This is a genomic window from Kumtagia sp. (assembly GCF_059502445.1).
Genome location: NZ_JCACER010000008.1, coordinates 110,084 through 127,743 on the forward strand (window position 1 = coordinate 110,084; position 17,660 = coordinate 127,743).

A 17,660-nucleotide genomic window follows, 5' to 3' on the forward strand; every position below is an offset into this window, starting at 1 on the left:
ATTCGGATGCGGGAAATCATCTTCGATACCGAAACGACCGGGCTCGATCCGCGCGATGATCGCGTGATCGAGATCGGCGGCGTCGAGCTGGACAACCGGTTCCCCACCGGCCGCACCTTCCACATGTACATCAATCCGCAGGGCCGGCCCGTCCACCCCGATGCGCTGGCCGTGCACGGCATCAGCGACGCCGACCTCGTCGGCAAGCCGACCTTTGCCCAGATCGCCGGCGATTTCGTCGACTTCATCGACGGCGCCCGGCTGGTCGCCCACAATGCCGGCTTCGACATGGGCTTCATCAATGCCGAGTTCGCGCGTCTCGGCCTGCCGCCGGTGGCGCCGGAGCGGGTCGTCGACAGCCTGGCGCTGGCGCGCCGCAAGCATCCGATGGGTCCGAATTCGCTCGACGCGCTCTGCCGCCGCTACGGCATCGACAACAGCCGGCGTACCAAGCACGGTGCGCTGCTCGATTCCGAACTGCTGGCGGAAGTCTATATCGAGCTGATCGGCGGCAAGCAGGCCGCGCTCATCCTCGACACCGTCGAGACGGCGCGCGCCGAGCAGTCGATCGAAGCCGTGGAGGTCGCCATCAGGCTGCGGCCGCGGCCGCTTGCGCCGCGGCTGACGTCGGGAGAGACCGAAGCGCATGCGCGCCTGGTCGCGCAATTGGGCGACAAGGCGCTGTGGTTGCAGGTGCCGGGCGCGGTGCGCCCGGCCGACGCGCTCAGCTGACCTTGACCTTGGCGGCGGCCTGATCTTCCGCCAGCTTCTGCTGGAACATCTGGGCGAAATCGATCGGATCGAGCATCAGCGGCGGGAAGCCGCCATTGCGGGTCGCCTCGGCGATGATCTGGCGCGCGAACGGGAACAGCAGCCGCGGGCATTCGATGAACAGCAGCGGCAGCATGTGCTCCTGCGGAAAGCCTTCGATACGGAAGACGCCGCCATAGACCAGCTCGACGTTGAACAGCACTTCCGCCTCGAAGGTGGCCTTGGCGTTCAGCGTCAGGTTGACGTCGAATTCCTTCTCGGAAAGCGGATTGGCGCTGACATTGACGTTGATGTTGATGCCGGGGGCCTTGTCGCGGCCGCGCAGCGAGTTCGGCGCGCCGGGGCTCTCGAAGGACAGATCCTTCACATACTGCGCAAGCACGTTGAGCGTCGGCTTGGTCTGCTGGGCGTTCCCGTTGGTCGCCGTTCCCGCCGGCGTGTTCTCGTTGCTGGCCATCGGCCGGAATCCTCTCGTTTCGGCCGTCTTGCGGCCCGATCAAAATCGCGGCCTCGCTAGCATGCTCGGCTGGGCAACACAAGTTTTGCCGGGCAGGCGGACATGGTCGGATCCCGGGCTCGCGATGACCTGCTACCGAGCTTCGGGTCAGCCCCGGTCGATGCGCCGCCAGGGCGAATCCGGATCGGGCGTCCGTTCATAGTCGTCCTCGTCGAGATCGATCGTCGGCCCCTTGCCGCCACCGCGCCCGCCGCCCGCATGGGGTCTGCCGCGGAACGTCCCGAAGTCACCGACGACCTGCACGCGGTCGCGGACCAGCCGCCAGCCGAGGTCGCGCACCGGCGGCAGGAACAGCAGCAGGCCGATGATGTCGGTGAAGAAGCCGGGGATGATCAGCAGGATGCCGGCGACCAGGATCATCACGCCATGCGCGAGTTGGCGTCCGGGGTCGCGTCCCTCGGCGACATCCTGGCGGATGCGGCTGAGTACGCCGAAACCCTGCAGGCGCAGCAGGATCGAGCCGAGGATGCAGGACGCCAGCACCAGGGCCATCGTCGCCAGCACGCCGATCTCGCTGCCGACGATCACGAAGCCGGCGATCTCGATCAGCGGAAGGGCGAGGAGGAACAGGGGCAGGAGGATGCGTCGCACTGGGATTCCGGATTGAAGGGGTTGGCCGAGCCGGCAATTGCTGCTGGCACATTGTGCCATACATAGGTATGCAGGTGTTTGATTTGAATGATCGCCCCCTGCGATCTATATGAATTGCTGCGACACGCGGTGCCGTGCCCGGTTCCTGTGCCGGGGTCGCACCTTCAATAAGATCGGGTTGGCGGAAGATATGGAATTCTTCGACTTCGGGACGATTTTTTTCTTGGTCGCGGCGGTCGTGATCTTCTTCCAGTTGCGCAACGTGCTCGGCCGCCGCACCGGCAACGAGCGGCAGCCCTTCGATCCCTATACCGCCGGCCGCACCCGCGACAAGGATCCTTCCAAGACGGACAACGTCGTGTCGCTGCCGCGCAAGCGCGGGCCCGGCGAGCCGGACGACACCTATGCGGCGATCGACGCCGTCGCCCCGCCGCCGAGCGACCTCAACAAGGGGCTGCGCGCCATCCGCGACGCCGACCCGACCTTCGAGCCGAAATTCTTCGTCGAGGGCGCCAAGATGGCCTACGAGATGATCGTCATGGCCTATGCCGACGGCGACCGAAAGACCTTGAAGAACCTGCTATCCCGCGAGGTCTATGACGGCTTCGTCGCCGCGATCGGCGATCGCGAGAGCCGCTCGGAGAAGATCCAGTCCTCCTTCGTCGGCATCGACAAGGCCGACATCGTCTCGGCCGAGATGAAGGGCGGCGAGGCGCACATCACGCTGCGCGTCGTCAGCGAGCTGATCTCGGCGACCCGCGACAAGGCCGGCGAGGTGATCGACGGCGATCCGGAGACCGTCGCGGAGGTCAAGGACGTCTGGACCTTCGCCCGCGACACCCGCTCCAAGGATCCCAACTGGAAGCTGGTCGCCACCGAAGCCGAAGACTGATCGTCCGGGCCGCCGAGCGCCGCCATGCCGCCGCTCTCCCCGTCTTTCGTTTTCGGGCATTTCGACGAACTGCCGGGCTGGCATGAGGATGGTTGCCGGGAGGCTTTCGTCGCTTTCCGGCGCTCTGCCTTCCATGTCCTTTCGAAACCCTACCGAACCGGCAGCCTCGGCGTCGACTTCGCCGCCTTCGAAGCCGCCTATGCCGAGGCGAGGGTGGCGGAGGTCGCGGACGGCGCGCAGGCGCGGGCCTTCTTCGAGCGGCATTTCGTTCCGGCCCGGATCGCCGCGGAGGACGGCGGCAGGGGTTTCGTCACCGGTTTTTACGAGCCCGCGGTTTCTGCCTCGCCGGTCCGAACGGCAGATTTCACGGTTCCGCTGCTGGCGCGCCCGCACGATCTGGTCGACGTCGACGACGCGAACCGGCCGGCCGGCTTCGATCCCTATCTCGCCTTCGGCCAGAAGACCGAGGCCGGCATAAAGCCCTATTTCGACCGGCAGGCCATCGAGCAGGGCGCGCTCGACGCCGGAAAATTGGCGATCGCCTGGGTCGCCGGCAAGGTCGAGGCCTTCTTCATCCATGTCCAGGGAGCGGCGCGCCTCATCATGCCGGACGGCATGACCCGGCGAGTGAGCTATGCCGCGAAATCGGGACACCGCTTCACCGGACCCGGCGGAATCCTCGCCGATCTCGGCGAAATTCCGCTGGAAAAGGTGACGATGCAGTCCATTCGCGCCTGGTTTTCACAGAATCCGGATCGGATCGACGAGATTTTGTGGCGCAACCGCTCCTTTATCTTCTTCCGCGAGGCGACCGTCGACGATCCCGCCCTCGGCCCGGTGGCCGCCGCCAAGGTACCACTGACGCCCGGCCGGTCCATGGCGGTCGACCGCCTGCTGCACACCTTCGGCACGCCGTTCTTCATCCATGCGCCGGACCTGACCGCTTTCGGTGGAGAGCCGTTCCGGCGGCTGATGATCGCCCAGGACACCGGCTCGGCGATCGTCGGCCCGGCGCGCGGCGACCTGTTCGCCGGTTCGGGCGACGCGGCAGGAGAGATCGCCGGCGTGGTGCGGGCCAAGGCCGACTTCTTTGCCTTGATTCCGCGATCGCTTGCCATGGGCATCCGGCAATGAGCCGTCGGTCGCACAAGACGCTCACCGACGAGGACCGGGTGCTGTGGAGCCTTGTCGCGCGCTCGGCGACGCCGCTGAAAGGGCGAAAGCATCCGGAAGCGCCGGCCGAGCCGCCGCTGACCATGAAGGACGTGCTGGACAAGGCGCCTCCTGCCGCGCCGGCGTCGCCGCCGGTTGCGCCGGCTCGTCCGAAAACCCTCGCCCAGAACGCCCTCGACCGCCCGACGCATGACAAGCTTGCCGCCGGCCGGCTGCCGATCGAGGGTCGCGTCGACCTGCACGGCCTCACCCAGGACGAGGCCTATCCGCTGCTGTTCTCCTTCCTTCATCGCGCCCATGCCAACGGCATCCGCTACGTGCTGGTGATCACCGGAAAAGGCTCGTCCTCGGGCGGTGATGGCGTGCTGCGCCGCGCCGTGCCCGGCTGGCTCGCCACGGCGCCGTTCCGCGGTCTGGTCAGCAGCCACGATCACGCCGCGCGCAATCACGGCGGCGGCGGCGCGCTCTATGTGCGGCTGCGCCGCCCGGCGCCGCGATGACCCCGTTCGGCGCCAAGATGCGGGCGCTGCGCCGGGAGCGCGGCATCAGCCAGAAGGACATGGCAGCCGCGCTCGGCGTCAGCCCGGCCTATCTTTCGGCCCTGGAGCATGGCCGCCGGGGCGCGCCGAACTGGGCGACGGTGCAGAAGATCATCGGCTATTTCAACGTCATATGGGACGATGCCGAGGAGCTGGAGCGGCTGGCCTGGGAATCGCATCCGCGCATCGTCGTAGACACCGCCGGTCTGAGCCCGGAAGCGACGCTGCTGGCCAACCTTCTGGCGGACAAGATCGGGCGCCTCGACAAGGCGACGCTGGACTCCTTGATCGCCATCTTGCGAACAGCCGGCCGATCCATGTCGGAGTGAGCACGTGGCATTCGTCCTCGGCGCAGCAACGCGAACCGAGGGACGATGAAATGAACCGACGCATGATGACGATTGCGGGCTGGACCCTGACCGGCCTCTACGCGCTGTTCATGCTGGGAGCGTCGGTGACGCCGAAGCTGTTCGGCATGCCGGTGGCGGAGGAAACCATGGCGCAGCTCGGCTGGCCGGCCGGGTACGCCGTGATGATCGGCGTGATCGAGCTCGCCTGCGTGCTGCTCTATCTCTATCCGCGCACCAGCGTGCTCGGCGCGGTGCTGACCATGGGCATTCTCGGCGGCGCGATGGCGACGCAGATCCGCGTCGGCAACCCGCTGTTCAGCCACGCCCTGTTCTCGGTCTATCTCGGCCTGTTCATGTGGGGCGGCCTGTGGCTGCGCGACGCGGCGCTGCGCGCGATCTTCCCCTGGCGTCGCTGATGGTCAGTGTCTGACGCATGATCTTGTCCCAAAGATCTGCAACTTTTTGGGATCATGCTCAGAACAGCGCCTGCAGCTCCGGCAGCTTCTCGTTGACCAGCCAGCCGTAATAGTTCTCCTCCGGCAAACGAGGCTCCTTGCCCTCGGCGACGCGCGCCTCGTTCTCGGTCCGCAGGAAATAGGCGCGTTCTTCCGGGTTGCCGGTGTTGTAGAGCGTCGCCGTGATGCCGGGATTCTGCGAGATGTCGAAGCCGGCGATGTCGCGATAGGCCTCGATCGCAGACTTCAGCGTCGCCGCCACATAGGCGAGCGTCAGGTCCGGCTCCATGATGGTCTCGTAGACCTGGTTGGGGTTGCCGGCGTCGAGCCGCGGCAGGCCGGAGACCTCGTGGACGAGGTCGCTCATCTGCAGCGCGGTCAGCGGATTGAGCTGGCCGATGCCGAAGGTCTGGCCGGCATAGAAGGGCTGGAAGAACACCGCGCTGAAGCGGTTGTCGGGGAATGCCTTGCCGTCCACGGTCTTGCCGCGGAAGTCGCGGTTCCACACCTGCTCGCGGCAGGTCCACAGCGCATCGCTGCCCTGTTGGTCCGCGCAGGTCTGGAATTGCGGCCGCTGGATGAAATCGGTCACGTCCTCGCCTTCATAGGCGAAATGCAGCTTGCTGGAGAGGTAGGATACTGCCTTGACGTAGTAGGTCTGCAGCCGGTCGTAGGCATCGACGTTGTAGGTGTGCTCGCCGACGATGGCGCCGACCATGTGCATCGGGTCGATGCCGTAGGCGGCGGCCTGTTCCTTGATCTTGCTCCTCAGCTTGGCGTCGGTCTTCAGCAACCGGTAGACCTTGCGGTATTTCGCGTCGAACGTCGTGCCGCCCGACTTGGTGCGTCGTGACGAAGCGCCGGGGATCGGCGGCTGCTCGGCATGGACGTTGCCGGGCGGGACGAGGGTCTGGGCGGTCGCGGGCCCGTCGGCCGTTACGAGCGCCAGCGTGGCCACCCCAAGGGTGAAAAAGAACTGTCGTAGAAGTTGCCGCACGTGCCCGAGCCCTGCCTGTCCCGACAAACTAGAAAAAGCGCCCGCATCCGTCGAGCGCTTTTCTCTCGGGCATTGTCTTGATCGGCCGCCGCGCGGCAGCCGGCCGGTATCGTCACAGGATGAAGCGCGACAGGTCGGTGTTCTTCGACAGGTCGCCGACATGCTTCTGCACATAGGCGGCGTCGATCGTCACCTTGCTGCCCGACTGGTCCGGCGCGGCGAAGGAGATCTCGTCGAGCACCCGCTCCATCACCGTCTGCAACCGCCTGGCGCCGATGTTCTCCACCGTGGCATTAAGGTCCACCGCGATGCCGGCGAGCTGGTCGATGGCGTCGTCGGTGAAGTCGAGTTCGACGCCCTCGGTCCTCATCAGCGCGACATACTGCTTGATCAGGCTGGCCTCGGTCTCCGTCAGGATGCGGATGAAGTCTTCCTTCTCGAGCGCGCGCAATTCGACGCGGATGGGCAGGCGGCCCTGCAGCTCCGGCAAGAGGTCGGACGGCTTCGACACATGGAAGGCGCCGGAGGCGATGAACAGGATGTGGTCGGTCTTGATCGGCCCGTATTTGGTCGCCACCGTCGTGCCCTCGACCAGCGGCAGCAGGTCGCGCTGCACGCCCTCGCGCGACGGGCCGCCGGACACGTCGCTGCGCGCCGCGATCTTGTCGATCTCGTCGAGGAAGACGATGCCGTCATTCTCCGCCGATTCCAGCGCGCGCCGCACCACCTCGTCCTGGTCGAGCAGCTTGTCGGACTCGTCGTTGATCAAAAGCTCGTAGGATTCCTTGACGGTGGTCTTGCGCGACTTGGTGCGCTTGCCGCCCATCGCCTTCTGCAGCATGTCGTTGATGTTCATCACGCCGATATTGGCGCCGGGCATGCCGGGGATCTCGAAGCTCGGCATGCCGCCCGTGCCGGTGTCGGCCACGTCGACCTCGATCTCCTTGTCGTCCATCTCGCCGTCGCGCAGCTTCTTGCGGAAGGAGTCGCGGGTCGCCGGGCTTGCCGTCTTGCCGACCAGCGCTTCCAGCACGCGCTCCTCGGCGTTGACATGGGCGCGCGCCTTGACGTCCTCGCGCATCTTGTCGCGCGTCAGGCCGATGGCGACCTCGACCAGGTCGCGCACGATCTGCTCGACGTCGCGGCCGACATAGCCGACCTCGGTGAACTTGGTCGCCTCGACCTTGACGAAGGGCGCGCCCGCGAGCCGGGCAAGGCGCCGCGAGATCTCGGTCTTGCCGACGCCGGTCGGGCCGATCATCAAAATGTTCTTCGGCATCACCTCCTCGCGCATCTGGCCTTCCAGCTGCTGCCGGCGCCAGCGGTTGCGCAGCGCGATGGCGACGGCGCGCTTGGCGTCCTTCTGGCCGATGATGTAGCGGTCGAGTTCGGAGACGATTTCGCGGGGGGAGAAGGTGGTCATGGTACTTCTTACAATCCACTTTGCCACTGCTTGATTGCGTCCAGCGGGTACAGCAGCATGATGATGTTGAGGGTCAGGTTGTCGCGGATGACGTAGCCGACGCCGATCTCGAAAACGACCGCGAGCGCCACCGTCACCCATATAGGAAGCCGCGCGGCGAGAGCAAAACCCAGCACCATCCACAGCGTGTCGGACACCGAGTTGATGACGCTGTCGCCGAAATAGTCGAGCGAGATCGTCGATTCACGGTAGCGGTTGATGATGAAGTCGGTGTTTTCGAGCAGCTCCCAGGCCGCCTCGATGATCACCGCGCCGACGAGCCTGAGGCCGACATTGACGCGCGGCATCACCAGCCAGAGCAGGCCGTAGAACAGGAAACCGTGGATGACGTGCGAGAAGGTGTACCAGTCGGCGAGATGCTGGCTGTTCTCGCTGCTCTGCACCACCCCGTGCCAGAGTTTCACATAGCCGCACTTGCAGATGAGCGGCTGGCCCATCAGGTAGAGCGCCACGCCCTGCGCGGCGACCAGCGCCGCCGCCAGCAGCAGCCCGGCGAGGAAGACGCGCTTCTTCGCCGCGATCCCGGGATCGTCCGCCGGCGCCGGTAGCGTCGTCATGGAGAAAGCTCCCCCTCCTCGTTGTCCCGCGCCATCAGCAGCGCATGGCCGTATTGCGAGGTCCGCTCGCCGATCGGCCTGAACCCCGCCTTCTCATAGGCGCGGATCGCCCGCTTGTTGGCCTGATCGGGATCGATGATGACGCGCGGCGTGCCTTCTGCAAAGAGCTCTTCGATGAACTGCGCGAGCAGCGCCGAGCCGTGACCCTGCCCGACCAGTTCCGGCTCGCCGATCGAGAGATCCAGGCCGAGCGTGCCGAAAGGCTGGTCGGCATAGGGGTGGTCGTCCTCCAGATGCGGGTCGTAGCTCTGCAGATAGGCGATCGGTTTTCCGTCCAGCTCGACGATCAGCGGCTCGACCGAGATCGAGTCCATGTGCTCGCGGATCGCTTCAAGCTCCTCGTCGGCGTCGTCCCACCATTCGGCCACATGCGGCTCGCGCAGCCAGCGGCCGAGCAGGGGAAAATCCCGCTCGGTCACCGGCCGGAAGCGGTAGCGCGGCGCTGGCTTAGCCGGCATCGAGCGTTTCGACGACGAAATTGCCGTTGGTGTAGACGCAGATGTCGGCGGCGATCTGCATCGCCTTGCGGGCGATCTCCTCGGCGTCCTTGTCGCTGTCCATCAGGGCGCGCGCCGCCGCCAGCGCATAATTGCCGCCCGAGCCGATCGCCATCACGCCGTGCTCCGGCTCCAGCACGTCGCCGGTGCCGGTCAGCGCCAGCGAGACGTTCTTGTCGGCGACCAGCATCATCGCCTCCAGCCGGCGCAGATAGCGGTCGGTGCGCCAGTCCTTGGCGAGCTCGACGGCGGCGCGGGTGAGCTGGTCCGGATACTGCTCGAGCTTCGCCTCGAGCCGCTCCAGCAGCGTGAAGGCGTCCGCGGTCGCCCCGGCGAAGCCGGCGATGACGTTGCCCTTGCCGATGCGGCGCACCTTCCTGGCATTGCCCTTCATGATCGTCTGGCCGAGGCTCACCTGGCCGTCGCCGGCGATCACGACCTTTCCTCCCTTGCGCACCGTCACGATCGTGGTGGCGTGCATGGTCAGTTCGTTCGACATGTCTTGCTCCGATTCCGCGCGGTCCCGGCAGGCGGCGATCCGCGCGATACGAGGGTTTGATGCGCCCATATGTATGCCGCGGTTGAGGGAATGCAAATTGTAGCACTCCTCGCGATTGTGTTGACAAAACCCTGCTTTCGACGATCGATGAGCCATGCGCATTATCGGTGCCCTCGCAGCTTGGCTTTCAGTCTTGGCAAACCTTGCTGCCGCCGCGGGCGAGCAGGTGACGGCGATTCAGGGCGAAATTCCCACTCTGAAAAGGATAGCCGAAGTTTGCGACAAGGCCGTGCATGGCGAGGTGGGTTCCGATCCGAATTTGCCGGCGATCCTTGTCCAGGAACAGTGCAATATTCAATGGCCGTCTTTGCTCGTGCTCCCTGCCGCCTGCCCGGACCGAAGAGCCATGGAAAAGTGCATTTCGGATACCTTCGACCGATCATTCCCGCTACCTCTCGGTGCGCCAAGGGTCATGCTCTCCCGCTGCGACGACGCTGACGCATGCTTTGACGTATACGAAGCCGAGGACCCCTATGGAAATGGCACCCGGCGGCCGGAGGTGTGCGGCTACGAAGTGAGTGGGAAGGCCATCGTTCGCACCGGCAAGATCTATGTCGCGATTGCCGACCTTGCGATCGTTCCAGTCTGTTGGGAGAACAACGGCTAAGCGTTTCAGCCGCCACAAGCCCAACTTTCAATCCCCCGACCATGCTGTTACAAGGCTCGCGCTTTCGCCAACAGCAAGGACCGCCCATGGCCGCCCGCACCGCCGACGTCACCCGCTCGACCAAGGAGACGCGCATCGCCGTCTCGGTCGCCGTCGACGGTACGGGCAAGGCGGAGATGGCCACCGGCGTCGGCTTCTTCGACCACATGCTCGACCAGCTCTGCCGCCATTCGCTGATCGACATGAAGATCAGGGCCGAGGGAGACCTGCACATCGACGACCATCATACCGTGGAGGATACCGGCATCGCGCTCGGCCAGGCGCTGGCCAAGGCGCTGGGCGACCGGCGCGGCATCATGCGCTACGCCTCGCTCGACCTTGCCATGGACGAGACGCTGACGCGCGCCGCAGTCGACGTGTCGGGCCGGCCGTATCTCGTCTGGAACGTCGCCTTCTCCTCGCCCAAGATCGGCACATTCGACACCGAGCTGGTGCGCGAGTTCTTCCATGCGCTGGCGCAGAATGCCGGCATCACGCTGCATGTCGCCAATCTCCACGGCGCCAACAACCATCATATCGCCGAGACCTGCTTCAAGGCGGTCGCCCGGGTGCTGCGCGCCGCGCTGGAGCGTGACCCGCGCCAGCCCGACGCCATCCCGTCCACCAAGGGCAGCCTGAAGGGATAGTCATGGCCCGCTTCGTCATCTTCGAGCCGGACGGTGCGCTGGGCAGCGATGCGGTCGCCGAGGCGCGCATCGTCCGCGACGGCTTTGCCGTGCTCGGCTTCCTCGTCCCGCCGCTCTGGCTGCTCTGGCACGGCCTGGTGATCGAGGCAGTGCTGGTCTTCGCCACCATGTTCGGCATCGGCGCCGTCGGCGAGCTGCTCGGCCTCGGCCTTGCCGCCTCGGCGCTGTCGCTGCTCGTCTCCGTCTATGTCGGGCTGGAGGGCGCGGCGCTCCGGATGGCGGCGCTGCGTCGCCGCGGCTGGCGCGAATGGGGCGCCGTCGAGGCCGACAGGATCGCCGACGCCGAGATCCGCTACGCCACCGCGGCGGCCGGAACGGCCTCCCTGCCGCACGATCGCGGCGCGAACTCTCCCGAGCCTCAGCCGGCGCGCCACGCCGCGCCGCGGCCATCCACCGGCCCGGCGCTCGGCCTGCTGCACTATCCCGGAGGCGCCTGATGCGCGTCGCCATCATCGACTATGGCTCCGGCAATCTGCGCTCGGCGGTGAAGGCGTTCGAGCGGGCGGCGCGCGAGGACGGCATCGCCGCCGGGATCGAGCTGACGGCGGACGCCGGGCGCGTGCGCAGCGCCGACCGCGTCGTCCTGCCGGGCGTCGGCGCCTATGCCGACTGCGCCGCCGGACTGCGCGCCGTCGACGGCATGTGGGAGGCGGTCGAAGAAGCCGCGATCGAGCGCGGAAGACCGTTCCTCGGCATCTGCGTCGGCATGCAGCTGATGTCTGAGCGTGGCCTGGAGAAGACGGTGACGCGCGGCTTCGGCTGGATCGCCGGCGATGTGAAGGAGATCGAGCCGGCCGACCCGGCGCTGAAGATCCCGCAGATCGGCTGGAACACGATTCACGTGAAACATCCGCATCCGCTGTTTGCCGGCATCCCGACGGGCGAGGGCGGCCTGCACGCCTATTTCGTGCATTCCTATCATCTTGATTCTTTACGTGAAGATGAGGTTCTGGCGGTAACCGACTATGGCGGCCCGGTGACCGCGGCGGTCGGCCGCGACAATCTTGCCGGCACGCAGTTCCATCCGGAAAAGAGCCAGGCCCTCGGCCTCGCTCTGATCGCCAACTTCCTGAGGTGGAAGCCATGACGAAAAAAGCCTACTGGGTCGCGATGGTCGACGTGACCGATCCCGAGACCTACGGGAAATACATCGAGACCAATGCCGCCGCCTTTGCCAAATACGGTGCGAAGTTCGTCGTGCGGGCAGGACAATATGCGAACCCGGAAGATCCGACCGGGAACCGCCACGTCGTGGTGGAGTTCTCGTCCTACGAGACGGCGCTCGCCTGCTACAACTCGCCCGAATACCAGGAGGCGCTGAAATACCGCCTCGCCGCGTCGACCGGCCATTTCGTCATCGTCGAAGGTGCGTGACACCATGATGCTTTTCCCTGCGATCGACCTGAAGGGCGGCGAATGCGTGCGCCTGAAGCTCGGCGACATGGCGCAGGCCACGGTCTACAACACCGATCCGGCCGCGCAGGCAAAAGCCTTCGAGGACCAGGGCTTCGAGTGGCTGCATGTGGTCGATCTCGACGGCGCCTTCGCCGGCGAGAGCCGCAACGGCGCGGCCGTCGAGGCGATCCTGAAGGCGACCAAAAATCCGGTGCAGCTCGGCGGCGGCATCCGCACGCTCGCTCATATCGATGCCTGGCTGGAAAAAGGTCTTGCCCGCGTCATCCTCGGCACGGTCGCTGTGCGCGATCCAGAACTGGTGAAAGAGGCCTGTCGCCTGTTTCCCGGAAAAATCGCCGTTGGCATCGATGCGCGCGGCGGCAAGGTTGCGGTCGAGGGCTGGGCCGAGGCTTCGTCGCTCGGCGCGGTCGAGCTGGCGCAAAAATTCGAGGGCGCCGGCGTTGCCGCCATCATCTACACCGACATTGATCGCGACGGCGTCTTGGCCGGCATCAACTGGGAAGCCACCATCGCGCTCGCCGAAGCGGTGTCGATCCCGGTCATCGCCTCGGGCGGCCTCGCCTCGCTCGCCGACATCCGGCGCATGACCATGCCGGATGCGAAAAGGCTGGAAGGCGCCATCTCCGGACGCGCCCTCTATGACGGCCGCATCGATCCGGCCGAGGCGCTGGCGATCCTGAAGGCGGCATAGGAGACAGTCTGATGCGGCTTACGATCGTTCTGGCGCCCTACGACAGCGGCCACCATCATGCCGGCATGGGCCTCGGCCCGGAAGCGATCCTGGCCGGCGGGCTGGTCGAGGCGCTCACCCTCAACGGTCACGACGTGGCGGTCGAGGACATCGGCGAGGTGGGCGACGCGCAGGGCCGCGAGATCGCCACCGGCTTCGCCGTCTGCCGCGCGGTGGCCGAAAAGGTCCGCGAGAGCATCGCCGCAGGCCGTTTTCCGGTGGTGCTGGCCGGCAATTGCCTGACGGCCGCCGGCGCGGTGGCCGGGGAGGGGGCGGATGCGATCGTCTGGGCCGACCAGCACGGCGACATCAACACGCCGGAGACCTCGACCTGGGGCTATCTCGACGGCATGGCTCTGGCGACGGTGCTCGGCCTGTGCTGGCGTCCTCTCACCGCATCGATCCCCGGATTCCACACGATCGACCCGGCGCGCTGCCTGCTGGTCGACGCCCGCGACCTCGATCCCGACGAAAAACGGCTGCTGGAGAGCCTGCCCATCCTGAGGGCCCCATGCGGCGATGCGGTCGCCCAGGTGGAGAAGCTCAAGGCAGCCGGCGCAACCAAGGCGCATCTGCATCTCGACCTCGACGTGCACGACCCGGCGCTTCTGCAGGCGAACCGCTACGCGACGCCGGGCGGCCCAAGCCCGGAGGAGCTGCGGCGCATGGCCTGCGGCGTAGCCAGGTCGATCCCGGTCGCCGGCGTCACCATCTCCGCCTACGACCCGGCCTATGATCCCAAGGCCGAGGTGCCGCCGCTGGTCGGCGAACTGCTCAACGAACTGCTCGCCGCGCTGGAGCGGATTTGATAATCTGACCCCATGAACATCCAGTCGAAACTTCCGACCACGGCGGACGAATTCCTGCGCTGGAACGAGGGGCGCGAGGGCAAGCGCGAATTCGTAAGGGGGAGGGTGGTCGAAATGATGATTAACGTCACCAGGAACCATTGGCGTATTGCCACCCGGCTCACCCATCAACTGGTGTTGCAGCTTGGCCTGGAAGCCTACGACATCGGTGCAACGGATTTCGGCGTGCGGACTCGAGATGGCGTCCGTTATCCCGACGTTCTGGTAGAACCGACCGCAGGGGACGGCAAGGCGCTGGCGACCTCAGCACCTCTTCTGGTGGCGGAAATCCTGTCGCCGGCCAGCGTGGCAGAGGATTTCGGAACTAAGGCCAGCGACTATTTGGCATTGGCTTCGTTGCGCCACTATCTCGTCCTCGCACAGGACGAGCCGCGACTGTGGCTCTGGTCGCGCGCCGACGACGGCGCCTGGACCGAGCCGGACATGATCGAAGGCCGTGGCGAGACCGTGTCGCTGGCCGGACTGGGAATCACGCTTCAACTATCCGAACTCTACGCCGGCATCGAAGGCTGAGCTCCCGCATGACCCTGAAATCCCGCGTCATTCCCTGCCTCGACGTGAAGGACGGCCGCGTCGTCAAGGGCGTCAACTTCGTCGACCTGATCGACGCCGGCGATCCGGTCGAGGCGGCGCGCGCCTATGACGCCGCCGGCGCCGACGAGCTGTGCTTCCTCGACATCACCGCCTCCTCCGACAACCGCGAGACCATCTTCGACGTGGTGGCGCGCACCGCCGAGCAGTGTTTCATGCCGCTCACCGTCGGCGGCGGCGTGCGCCAGGTCGCCGACATCCGAAAACTGCTTCTGGCCGGCGCCGACAAGGTGTCGATCAACACGGCGGCGGTGAAGAACCCGGATTTCGTCGCCGAGGCCGCCGACAAGTTCGGCAACCAGTGCATCGTCGTGGCGATCGACGCCAAGAAGGTTTCCGCGTCCGGCGAGGCCGACCGCTGGGAGATCTTCACCCATGGCGGCCGCGAGAAAACCGGCATCGACGCCGTCGAATTCGCGCGCAAGGTGGTCGATCGCGGCGCCGGCGAGATCCTGCTCACTTCCATGGATCGCGACGGCACCAAGGCCGGCTACGACATCGCGCTGACGCGCGCCGTGGCCGACGCGGTGCGCGCGCCGGTCATCGCCTCCGGCGGCGTCGGCACGCTCGACCATCTGGTCGCAGGCATCCGCGACGGCCATGCCACCGCGGTGCTCGCCGCCTCGATCTTCCATTTCGGCACCTATTCCATCGCCGAGGCCAAGCGGCACATGGCTGACGCCGGCCTGGCGATGCGACTCGACAGCGCCCCGCGGACAGCCTAAACGGCGCTCGATGAGCGGGTTCAGCCTTTCCGACCTCGAGAAGATCGTCGCCGAGCGCGGCAGCCAGGGCGATTCCGCCTCCTCCTGGACGGCAAAGCTGTTTTCGGCCGGCATCGACAGGGCCGGCAAGAAGCTGGGCGAGGAAGCGGTCGAGACGGTGATCGCGGCCGTCCGCGGCAACCGCGAGGAGCTGGTTTCGGAAAGCGCCGACCTTCTCTACCACCTGCTGGTGGTGCTGGCGATTTCCGGCGTGCCGCTGTCCGACGTGCTTGCCGAGCTCGAGCGGCGGACGGCCCGCTCGGGGGTCGCCGAGAAGGCATCGCGCGCCGGCGCCTAGTGCCGGCGGCCTAGAGCATGATCCCGAAAAGTTGCAGACTTTTCGGACACAGATCATGCGGCAGAACAAGAGATGGAGCGGAATGCCGATTCATTTGATGGCATTCCGCTCTAACGTCGAGGAGATCAGATGGATCAGCTCGTCCGGTCGGAAAAGTACTCCCCCTACCGTTTCTTTTCCGCCGAGCGATGGGCCGAGTTCCGCGCCGACACGCCGATGACGCTGACCGCCGAGGAGGTCGAGCGGCTGCGCTCGCTCCAGGACCGCGTCGATCTCGACGAGGTGCGGCGCATCTACCTGACGCTGTCGCGGCTGCTCTCGGCCCATGTCGAGACGAGCCAGCTGCTGTTCCGCCAGCGCCAGGCCTTCTTCAACGCCGGCGAGACCAGCAAGACGCCCTTCATCATCGGCATGGCCGGCTCGGTCGCCGTCGGCAAGTCGACCACCGCCCGCCTGCTCAAGGAGCTGATGCGGCGCTGGCCGTCCAGCCCCAAGGTCGACCTGATCACCACCGACGGTTTTCTCCACCCCAACGAGGTGCTGCGCCGCGAAGGGCTGATGGAGCGCAAGGGCTTTCCCGACAGCTACGACGTCGGCGCGCTGTTGCGCTTCCTCTCGGCGATCAAGTCGGGCGAGGCGCATGTGCGCGCCCCGGTCTATTCGCACCTGACCTACGACGTGGTTCCCGGCGCGTTCGTCACCATCGACCGGCCCGACATCCTGATCTTCGAGGGGCTCAATGTGCTGCAGCCGCGCGACCTGCCGAAGGACGGGAAATACGTGCCGTTCCTGTCGGATTTCTTCGACTTCTCGATCTTCATCGACGCCGACGAGAACCTGATCCACGACTGGTACATCGCCCGCTTCATGCGGCTGCGCGAGACCGCCTTCCGCGACACCCAGTCCTTCTTCCACCGCTACTCGCAACTGTCGGAGGATGCGGCGCAGGCCATCGCCGAGGGGCTGTGGCAGAACATAAACCTGAAGAATCTGCGCGAGAACATCCTGCCGACGCGCCCGCGCGCCGACCTGATCCTGCGCAAGGGCGCCGATCACCTGATCGAGGAGGTGGCGCTACGCAGGCTGTAGCGCCCGGGGGCCTGCGCGCGCAGTATCGCGGTTGTTCATTGACCGACGGGCCGCTCCACTGGGCACCAATCGTCGACGGTTTCACGTTGCATAGCGGCCGCAAAGTTCCCCTCCCCCTTGTGGGGAGGGGTCAGGGGTGGGGGTACAGGGCCCGAGCAGCAGTCTCTGAAATCCCATGTGCGGCTGCCCTGGTCCTCACGGGGGCAGAAGTGCCCGGCAGGGCGATAGGGGCGGAGCCCACCGTCAAAACGGGTAGCGTTGGTTATGCCGGAGCTTCGGCCCGCCCCGGCACCGTCACCCGCCGCAGTGTCAGATTGATGCGGCCACCCTTCGGCAGCAGCGTCGAGGTGTCCGGATAGACACGGTCGACGCCGTGGAAACAGAGCCGGCCTTCGCCGCCGAGCACGACCACGTCGCCGCTCTCCAGCCGCAACGACACCGTCGGACCGCTGCGCGTCGTGTGGCCGACGCGGAACAGGCAGGCGTCGCCGAGCGACACCGACACCACCGGCGCGGCGAGATCCTTCTCGTCGCGGTCCTGGTGCAGGCCCATTTTCGCGGTTCCGGAATAGAAGTTGACGAGGCAGGCTTCGGGCGGGTGCGGATAGTCGGCGACGTCCCTCCACAGCGAAAGCAATTTTTCGGGGATCGGCGGCCACGGTTCGCCGGTGACCGGATGGGTCGCCTGGTAGCGGTAGCCGCGCTGCTTGTCGGTCACCCAGCCGAGCGCGCCGCAATTGGTCATGCGCACGCTCATTTCCTTGCCGCTCTTCGGCATGGCCGGCGTGTAGAGCGGGGCGGCGCGCACCACCTCGCGGATCGCCTCGACCAGATCCTGCTGGGCCTCCCGGTCGAAACGGCCCGGTATGTGCCTGACGCCGCTGGGCAGGACGAGCATTCTTACGCCGCCGGTTTCGACTTTGAAGACTTCGTTCTTTGAAAGGACCCCTTACCGGCCCCTACGGCTATCTTCCACCATGTCGTGGGGCCGAGGAATTGCTGCCGCGACGCCGGCACTTCTCCAGCCCGGGTTCCTCTCCCCCGGGCAGGGGGAGCTGTCCGGGAAAAGTCATGCATAGTGGAAAGCCATCTGGTTTGGCGAGCATCGG

The 17,660-nt window shown here is 66.2% G+C and carries 25 protein-coding genes; 17 read left to right on the top strand and 8 right to left on the bottom strand.

The features are described from left to right. Positions 1–6: 6 nt before the first annotated feature. Complete coding sequence (gene dnaQ / locus AC5JDC_RS03510) at positions 7–732, top strand: DNA polymerase III subunit epsilon (RefSeq protein WP_495839149.1); 726 nt, start codon at positions 7–9, stop codon at positions 730–732. Here the strand turns inward: dnaQ and secB are convergent. Together secB and AC5JDC_RS03520 are read right to left on the bottom strand one after the other, a co-directional pair. After that, positions 725–1,228, bottom strand: coding sequence for a protein-export chaperone SecB (secB, locus tag AC5JDC_RS03515; protein WP_495839151.1), 504 nt, complete (start codon positions 1,226–1,228; stop codon positions 725–727). The two genes, dnaQ and secB, sit on opposite strands and share 8 nt — an antisense overlap. A 147-nt stretch (positions 1,229–1,375) precedes the next feature. Next, the gene (locus AC5JDC_RS03520; RefSeq protein ID WP_495839153.1) at positions 1,376–1,879 is read right to left on the bottom strand and encodes an FxsA family protein; all 504 of its coding nucleotides are present in this window, start codon (positions 1,877–1,879) and stop codon (positions 1,376–1,378) included. A 190-nt stretch (positions 1,880–2,069) separates the two neighbouring features. Between AC5JDC_RS03520 and AC5JDC_RS03525 the strand changes: the two genes are divergently transcribed. The 5 genes from AC5JDC_RS03525 to AC5JDC_RS03545 all read left to right on the top strand — a co-directional run bounded on the left by AC5JDC_RS03525 (position 2,070) and on the right by AC5JDC_RS03545 (position 5,249). After that, positions 2,070–2,771, top strand: coding sequence for a Tim44/TimA family putative adaptor protein (locus tag AC5JDC_RS03525; protein WP_495839155.1), 702 nt, complete (start codon positions 2,070–2,072; stop codon positions 2,769–2,771). 24 nt (positions 2,772–2,795) lie between these two features. After that, positions 2,796–3,905: a murein transglycosylase A gene (mltA, locus tag AC5JDC_RS03530; protein ID WP_495839157.1), complete on the top strand. Its 1,110-nt coding sequence runs from the start codon at positions 2,796–2,798 to the stop codon at positions 3,903–3,905. Further along, a complete protein-coding gene (locus AC5JDC_RS03535; RefSeq protein ID WP_495839159.1) occupies positions 3,902–4,444 on the top strand; it encodes a Smr/MutS family protein in 543 nt (180 codons plus the stop codon). The genes mltA and AC5JDC_RS03535 overlap by 4 nt, the downstream gene beginning before the upstream one ends. Beyond that, a complete protein-coding gene (locus tag AC5JDC_RS03540) occupies positions 4,441–4,812 on the top strand; it encodes a helix-turn-helix domain-containing protein (RefSeq protein ID WP_495839161.1) in 372 nt (123 codons plus the stop codon). The genes AC5JDC_RS03535 and AC5JDC_RS03540 overlap by 4 nt, the downstream gene beginning before the upstream one ends. 62 nt (positions 4,813–4,874) lie before the next feature. Beyond that, positions 4,875–5,249 (top strand): DoxX family protein, encoded by a 375-nt coding sequence (locus AC5JDC_RS03545; RefSeq protein ID WP_495839163.1) that lies wholly within the window; start codon positions 4,875–4,877, stop codon positions 5,247–5,249. Positions 5,250–5,307: 58 nt separating this feature from the next. Here AC5JDC_RS03545 and AC5JDC_RS03550 read toward each other — a convergent pair whose 3' ends face one another. From AC5JDC_RS03550 to hslV, 5 genes are all read right to left on the bottom strand, one after another. Beyond that, entirely contained in the window at positions 5,308–6,246 is a 939-nt protein-coding gene (locus AC5JDC_RS03550) for a DUF1402 family protein (protein ID WP_245428534.1), read from the bottom strand. A 151-nt stretch (positions 6,247–6,397) separates the two neighbouring features. Continuing rightward, positions 6,398–7,708: an ATP-dependent protease ATPase subunit HslU gene (gene hslU, locus AC5JDC_RS03555; protein WP_495839165.1), complete on the bottom strand. Its 1,311-nt coding sequence runs from the start codon at positions 7,706–7,708 to the stop codon at positions 6,398–6,400. Between the two features lie 8 nt (positions 7,709–7,716). Beyond that, a complete protein-coding gene (locus AC5JDC_RS03560) occupies positions 7,717–8,325 on the bottom strand; it encodes a DUF2585 domain-containing protein (protein ID WP_106774195.1) in 609 nt (202 codons plus the stop codon). After that, positions 8,322–8,843 (bottom strand): GNAT family N-acetyltransferase, encoded by a 522-nt coding sequence (locus AC5JDC_RS03565; RefSeq protein WP_495839168.1) that lies wholly within the window; start codon positions 8,841–8,843, stop codon positions 8,322–8,324. The genes AC5JDC_RS03560 and AC5JDC_RS03565 overlap by 4 nt, the downstream gene beginning before the upstream one ends. Further along, positions 8,833–9,381: an ATP-dependent protease subunit HslV gene (gene hslV, locus AC5JDC_RS03570; RefSeq protein WP_106774193.1), complete on the bottom strand. Its 549-nt coding sequence runs from the start codon at positions 9,379–9,381 to the stop codon at positions 8,833–8,835. Before hslV ends, AC5JDC_RS03565 begins: the two co-directional genes overlap by 11 nt. A gap of 154 nt (positions 9,382–9,535) precedes the next feature. On the opposite strand from hslV, the gene AC5JDC_RS03575 reads away from it, so the two are divergent. The 11 genes from AC5JDC_RS03575 (at position 9,536) to coaA (ending at position 16,551) form a co-directional block, all read left to right on the top strand. Beyond that, entirely contained in the window at positions 9,536–10,048 is a 513-nt protein-coding gene (locus AC5JDC_RS03575) for a hypothetical protein (protein WP_495839170.1), read from the top strand. 86 nt (positions 10,049–10,134) lie between these two features. Then, on the top strand, positions 10,135–10,734 hold the full coding sequence (gene hisB, locus AC5JDC_RS03580) for an imidazoleglycerol-phosphate dehydratase HisB (protein ID WP_495839172.1): 600 nt from the start codon (positions 10,135–10,137) through the stop codon (positions 10,732–10,734). Between the two features lie 2 nt (positions 10,735–10,736). Next, a complete protein-coding gene (locus tag AC5JDC_RS03585) occupies positions 10,737–11,231 on the top strand; it encodes a DUF2628 domain-containing protein (RefSeq protein WP_495839174.1) in 495 nt (164 codons plus the stop codon). Then, positions 11,231–11,881, top strand: coding sequence for an imidazole glycerol phosphate synthase subunit HisH (gene hisH / locus AC5JDC_RS03590; RefSeq protein WP_495839176.1), 651 nt, complete (start codon positions 11,231–11,233; stop codon positions 11,879–11,881). Before AC5JDC_RS03585 ends, hisH begins: the two co-directional genes overlap by 1 nt. After that, positions 11,878–12,168 (top strand): DUF1330 domain-containing protein, encoded by a 291-nt coding sequence (locus tag AC5JDC_RS03595; protein ID WP_495839178.1) that lies wholly within the window; start codon positions 11,878–11,880, stop codon positions 12,166–12,168. The genes hisH and AC5JDC_RS03595 overlap by 4 nt, the downstream gene beginning before the upstream one ends. Positions 12,169–12,172: 4 nt before the next feature. After that, positions 12,173–12,901, top strand: coding sequence for a 1-(5-phosphoribosyl)-5-[(5-phosphoribosylamino)methylideneamino]imidazole-4-carboxamide isomerase (gene hisA / locus AC5JDC_RS03600; RefSeq protein WP_495839180.1), 729 nt, complete (start codon positions 12,173–12,175; stop codon positions 12,899–12,901). A gap of 11 nt (positions 12,902–12,912) precedes the next feature. Then, positions 12,913–13,749, top strand: a complete 837-nt coding sequence (locus AC5JDC_RS03605) for an arginase family protein (RefSeq protein WP_495839182.1) — start codon at positions 12,913–12,915, stop codon at positions 13,747–13,749. A gap of 12 nt (positions 13,750–13,761) precedes the next feature. Next, positions 13,762–14,322: a Uma2 family endonuclease gene (locus tag AC5JDC_RS03610; protein ID WP_106774185.1), complete on the top strand. Its 561-nt coding sequence runs from the start codon at positions 13,762–13,764 to the stop codon at positions 14,320–14,322. 8 nt (positions 14,323–14,330) lie between these two features. Further along, complete coding sequence (gene hisF / locus AC5JDC_RS03615; RefSeq protein ID WP_495839185.1) at positions 14,331–15,125, top strand: imidazole glycerol phosphate synthase subunit HisF; 795 nt, start codon at positions 14,331–14,333, stop codon at positions 15,123–15,125. Between the two features lie 10 nt (positions 15,126–15,135). Further along, positions 15,136–15,462, top strand: coding sequence for a phosphoribosyl-ATP diphosphatase (locus AC5JDC_RS03620; RefSeq protein ID WP_495839187.1), 327 nt, complete (start codon positions 15,136–15,138; stop codon positions 15,460–15,462). Between the two features lie 129 nt (positions 15,463–15,591). Continuing rightward, a complete protein-coding gene (gene coaA / locus AC5JDC_RS03625) occupies positions 15,592–16,551 on the top strand; it encodes a type I pantothenate kinase (protein ID WP_495839189.1) in 960 nt (319 codons plus the stop codon). A gap of 262 nt (positions 16,552–16,813) precedes the next feature. Here coaA and AC5JDC_RS03630 read toward each other — a convergent pair whose 3' ends face one another. Continuing rightward, positions 16,814–17,449 (bottom strand): alpha-ketoglutarate-dependent dioxygenase AlkB family protein, encoded by a 636-nt coding sequence (locus AC5JDC_RS03630; protein WP_495839191.1) that lies wholly within the window; start codon positions 17,447–17,449, stop codon positions 16,814–16,816. Positions 17,450–17,660: the final 211 nt, after the last annotated feature.

Bases quoted from the DNA above. Each gene is read 5' to 3' on its own strand.
- dnaQ (WP_495839149.1), top strand. From the start codon at position 7: ATGCGGGAAATCATCTTCGATACCGAAACGACCGGGCTCGATCCGCGC.
- secB (WP_495839151.1), bottom strand. From the start codon at position 1,228: ATGGCCAGCAACGAGAACACGCCGGCGGGAACGGCGACCAACGGGAAC.
- AC5JDC_RS03525 (WP_495839155.1), top strand. From the start codon at position 2,070: ATGGAATTCTTCGACTTCGGGACGATTTTTTTCTTGGTCGCGGCGGTC.
- mltA (WP_495839157.1), top strand. From the start codon at position 2,796: ATGCCGCCGCTCTCCCCGTCTTTCGTTTTCGGGCATTTCGACGAACTG.
- AC5JDC_RS03535 (WP_495839159.1), top strand. From the start codon at position 3,902: ATGAGCCGTCGGTCGCACAAGACGCTCACCGACGAGGACCGGGTGCTG.
- AC5JDC_RS03540 (WP_495839161.1), top strand. From the start codon at position 4,441: ATGACCCCGTTCGGCGCCAAGATGCGGGCGCTGCGCCGGGAGCGCGGC.
- AC5JDC_RS03545 (WP_495839163.1), top strand. From the start codon at position 4,875: ATGATGACGATTGCGGGCTGGACCCTGACCGGCCTCTACGCGCTGTTC.
- hslU (WP_495839165.1), bottom strand. From the start codon at position 7,708: ATGACCACCTTCTCCCCCCGCGAAATCGTCTCCGAACTCGACCGCTAC.
- AC5JDC_RS03560 (WP_106774195.1), bottom strand. From the start codon at position 8,325: ATGACGACGCTACCGGCGCCGGCGGACGATCCCGGGATCGCGGCGAAG.
- AC5JDC_RS03565 (WP_495839168.1), bottom strand. From the start codon at position 8,843: ATGCCGGCTAAGCCAGCGCCGCGCTACCGCTTCCGGCCGGTGACCGAG.
- hslV (WP_106774193.1), bottom strand. From the start codon at position 9,381: ATGTCGAACGAACTGACCATGCACGCCACCACGATCGTGACGGTGCGC.
- AC5JDC_RS03575 (WP_495839170.1), top strand. From the start codon at position 9,536: ATGCGCATTATCGGTGCCCTCGCAGCTTGGCTTTCAGTCTTGGCAAAC.
- hisB (WP_495839172.1), top strand. From the start codon at position 10,135: ATGGCCGCCCGCACCGCCGACGTCACCCGCTCGACCAAGGAGACGCGC.
- AC5JDC_RS03585 (WP_495839174.1), top strand. From the start codon at position 10,737: ATGGCCCGCTTCGTCATCTTCGAGCCGGACGGTGCGCTGGGCAGCGAT.
- hisH (WP_495839176.1), top strand. From the start codon at position 11,231: ATGCGCGTCGCCATCATCGACTATGGCTCCGGCAATCTGCGCTCGGCG.
- AC5JDC_RS03595 (WP_495839178.1), top strand. From the start codon at position 11,878: ATGACGAAAAAAGCCTACTGGGTCGCGATGGTCGACGTGACCGATCCC.
- hisA (WP_495839180.1), top strand. From the start codon at position 12,173: ATGATGCTTTTCCCTGCGATCGACCTGAAGGGCGGCGAATGCGTGCGC.
- AC5JDC_RS03605 (WP_495839182.1), top strand. From the start codon at position 12,913: ATGCGGCTTACGATCGTTCTGGCGCCCTACGACAGCGGCCACCATCAT.
- AC5JDC_RS03610 (WP_106774185.1), top strand. From the start codon at position 13,762: ATGAACATCCAGTCGAAACTTCCGACCACGGCGGACGAATTCCTGCGC.
- hisF (WP_495839185.1), top strand. From the start codon at position 14,331: ATGACCCTGAAATCCCGCGTCATTCCCTGCCTCGACGTGAAGGACGGC.
- AC5JDC_RS03620 (WP_495839187.1), top strand. From the start codon at position 15,136: ATGAGCGGGTTCAGCCTTTCCGACCTCGAGAAGATCGTCGCCGAGCGC.
- coaA (WP_495839189.1), top strand. From the start codon at position 15,592: ATGGATCAGCTCGTCCGGTCGGAAAAGTACTCCCCCTACCGTTTCTTT.
- AC5JDC_RS03630 (WP_495839191.1), bottom strand. From the start codon at position 17,449: ATGCTCGTCCTGCCCAGCGGCGTCAGGCACATACCGGGCCGTTTCGAC.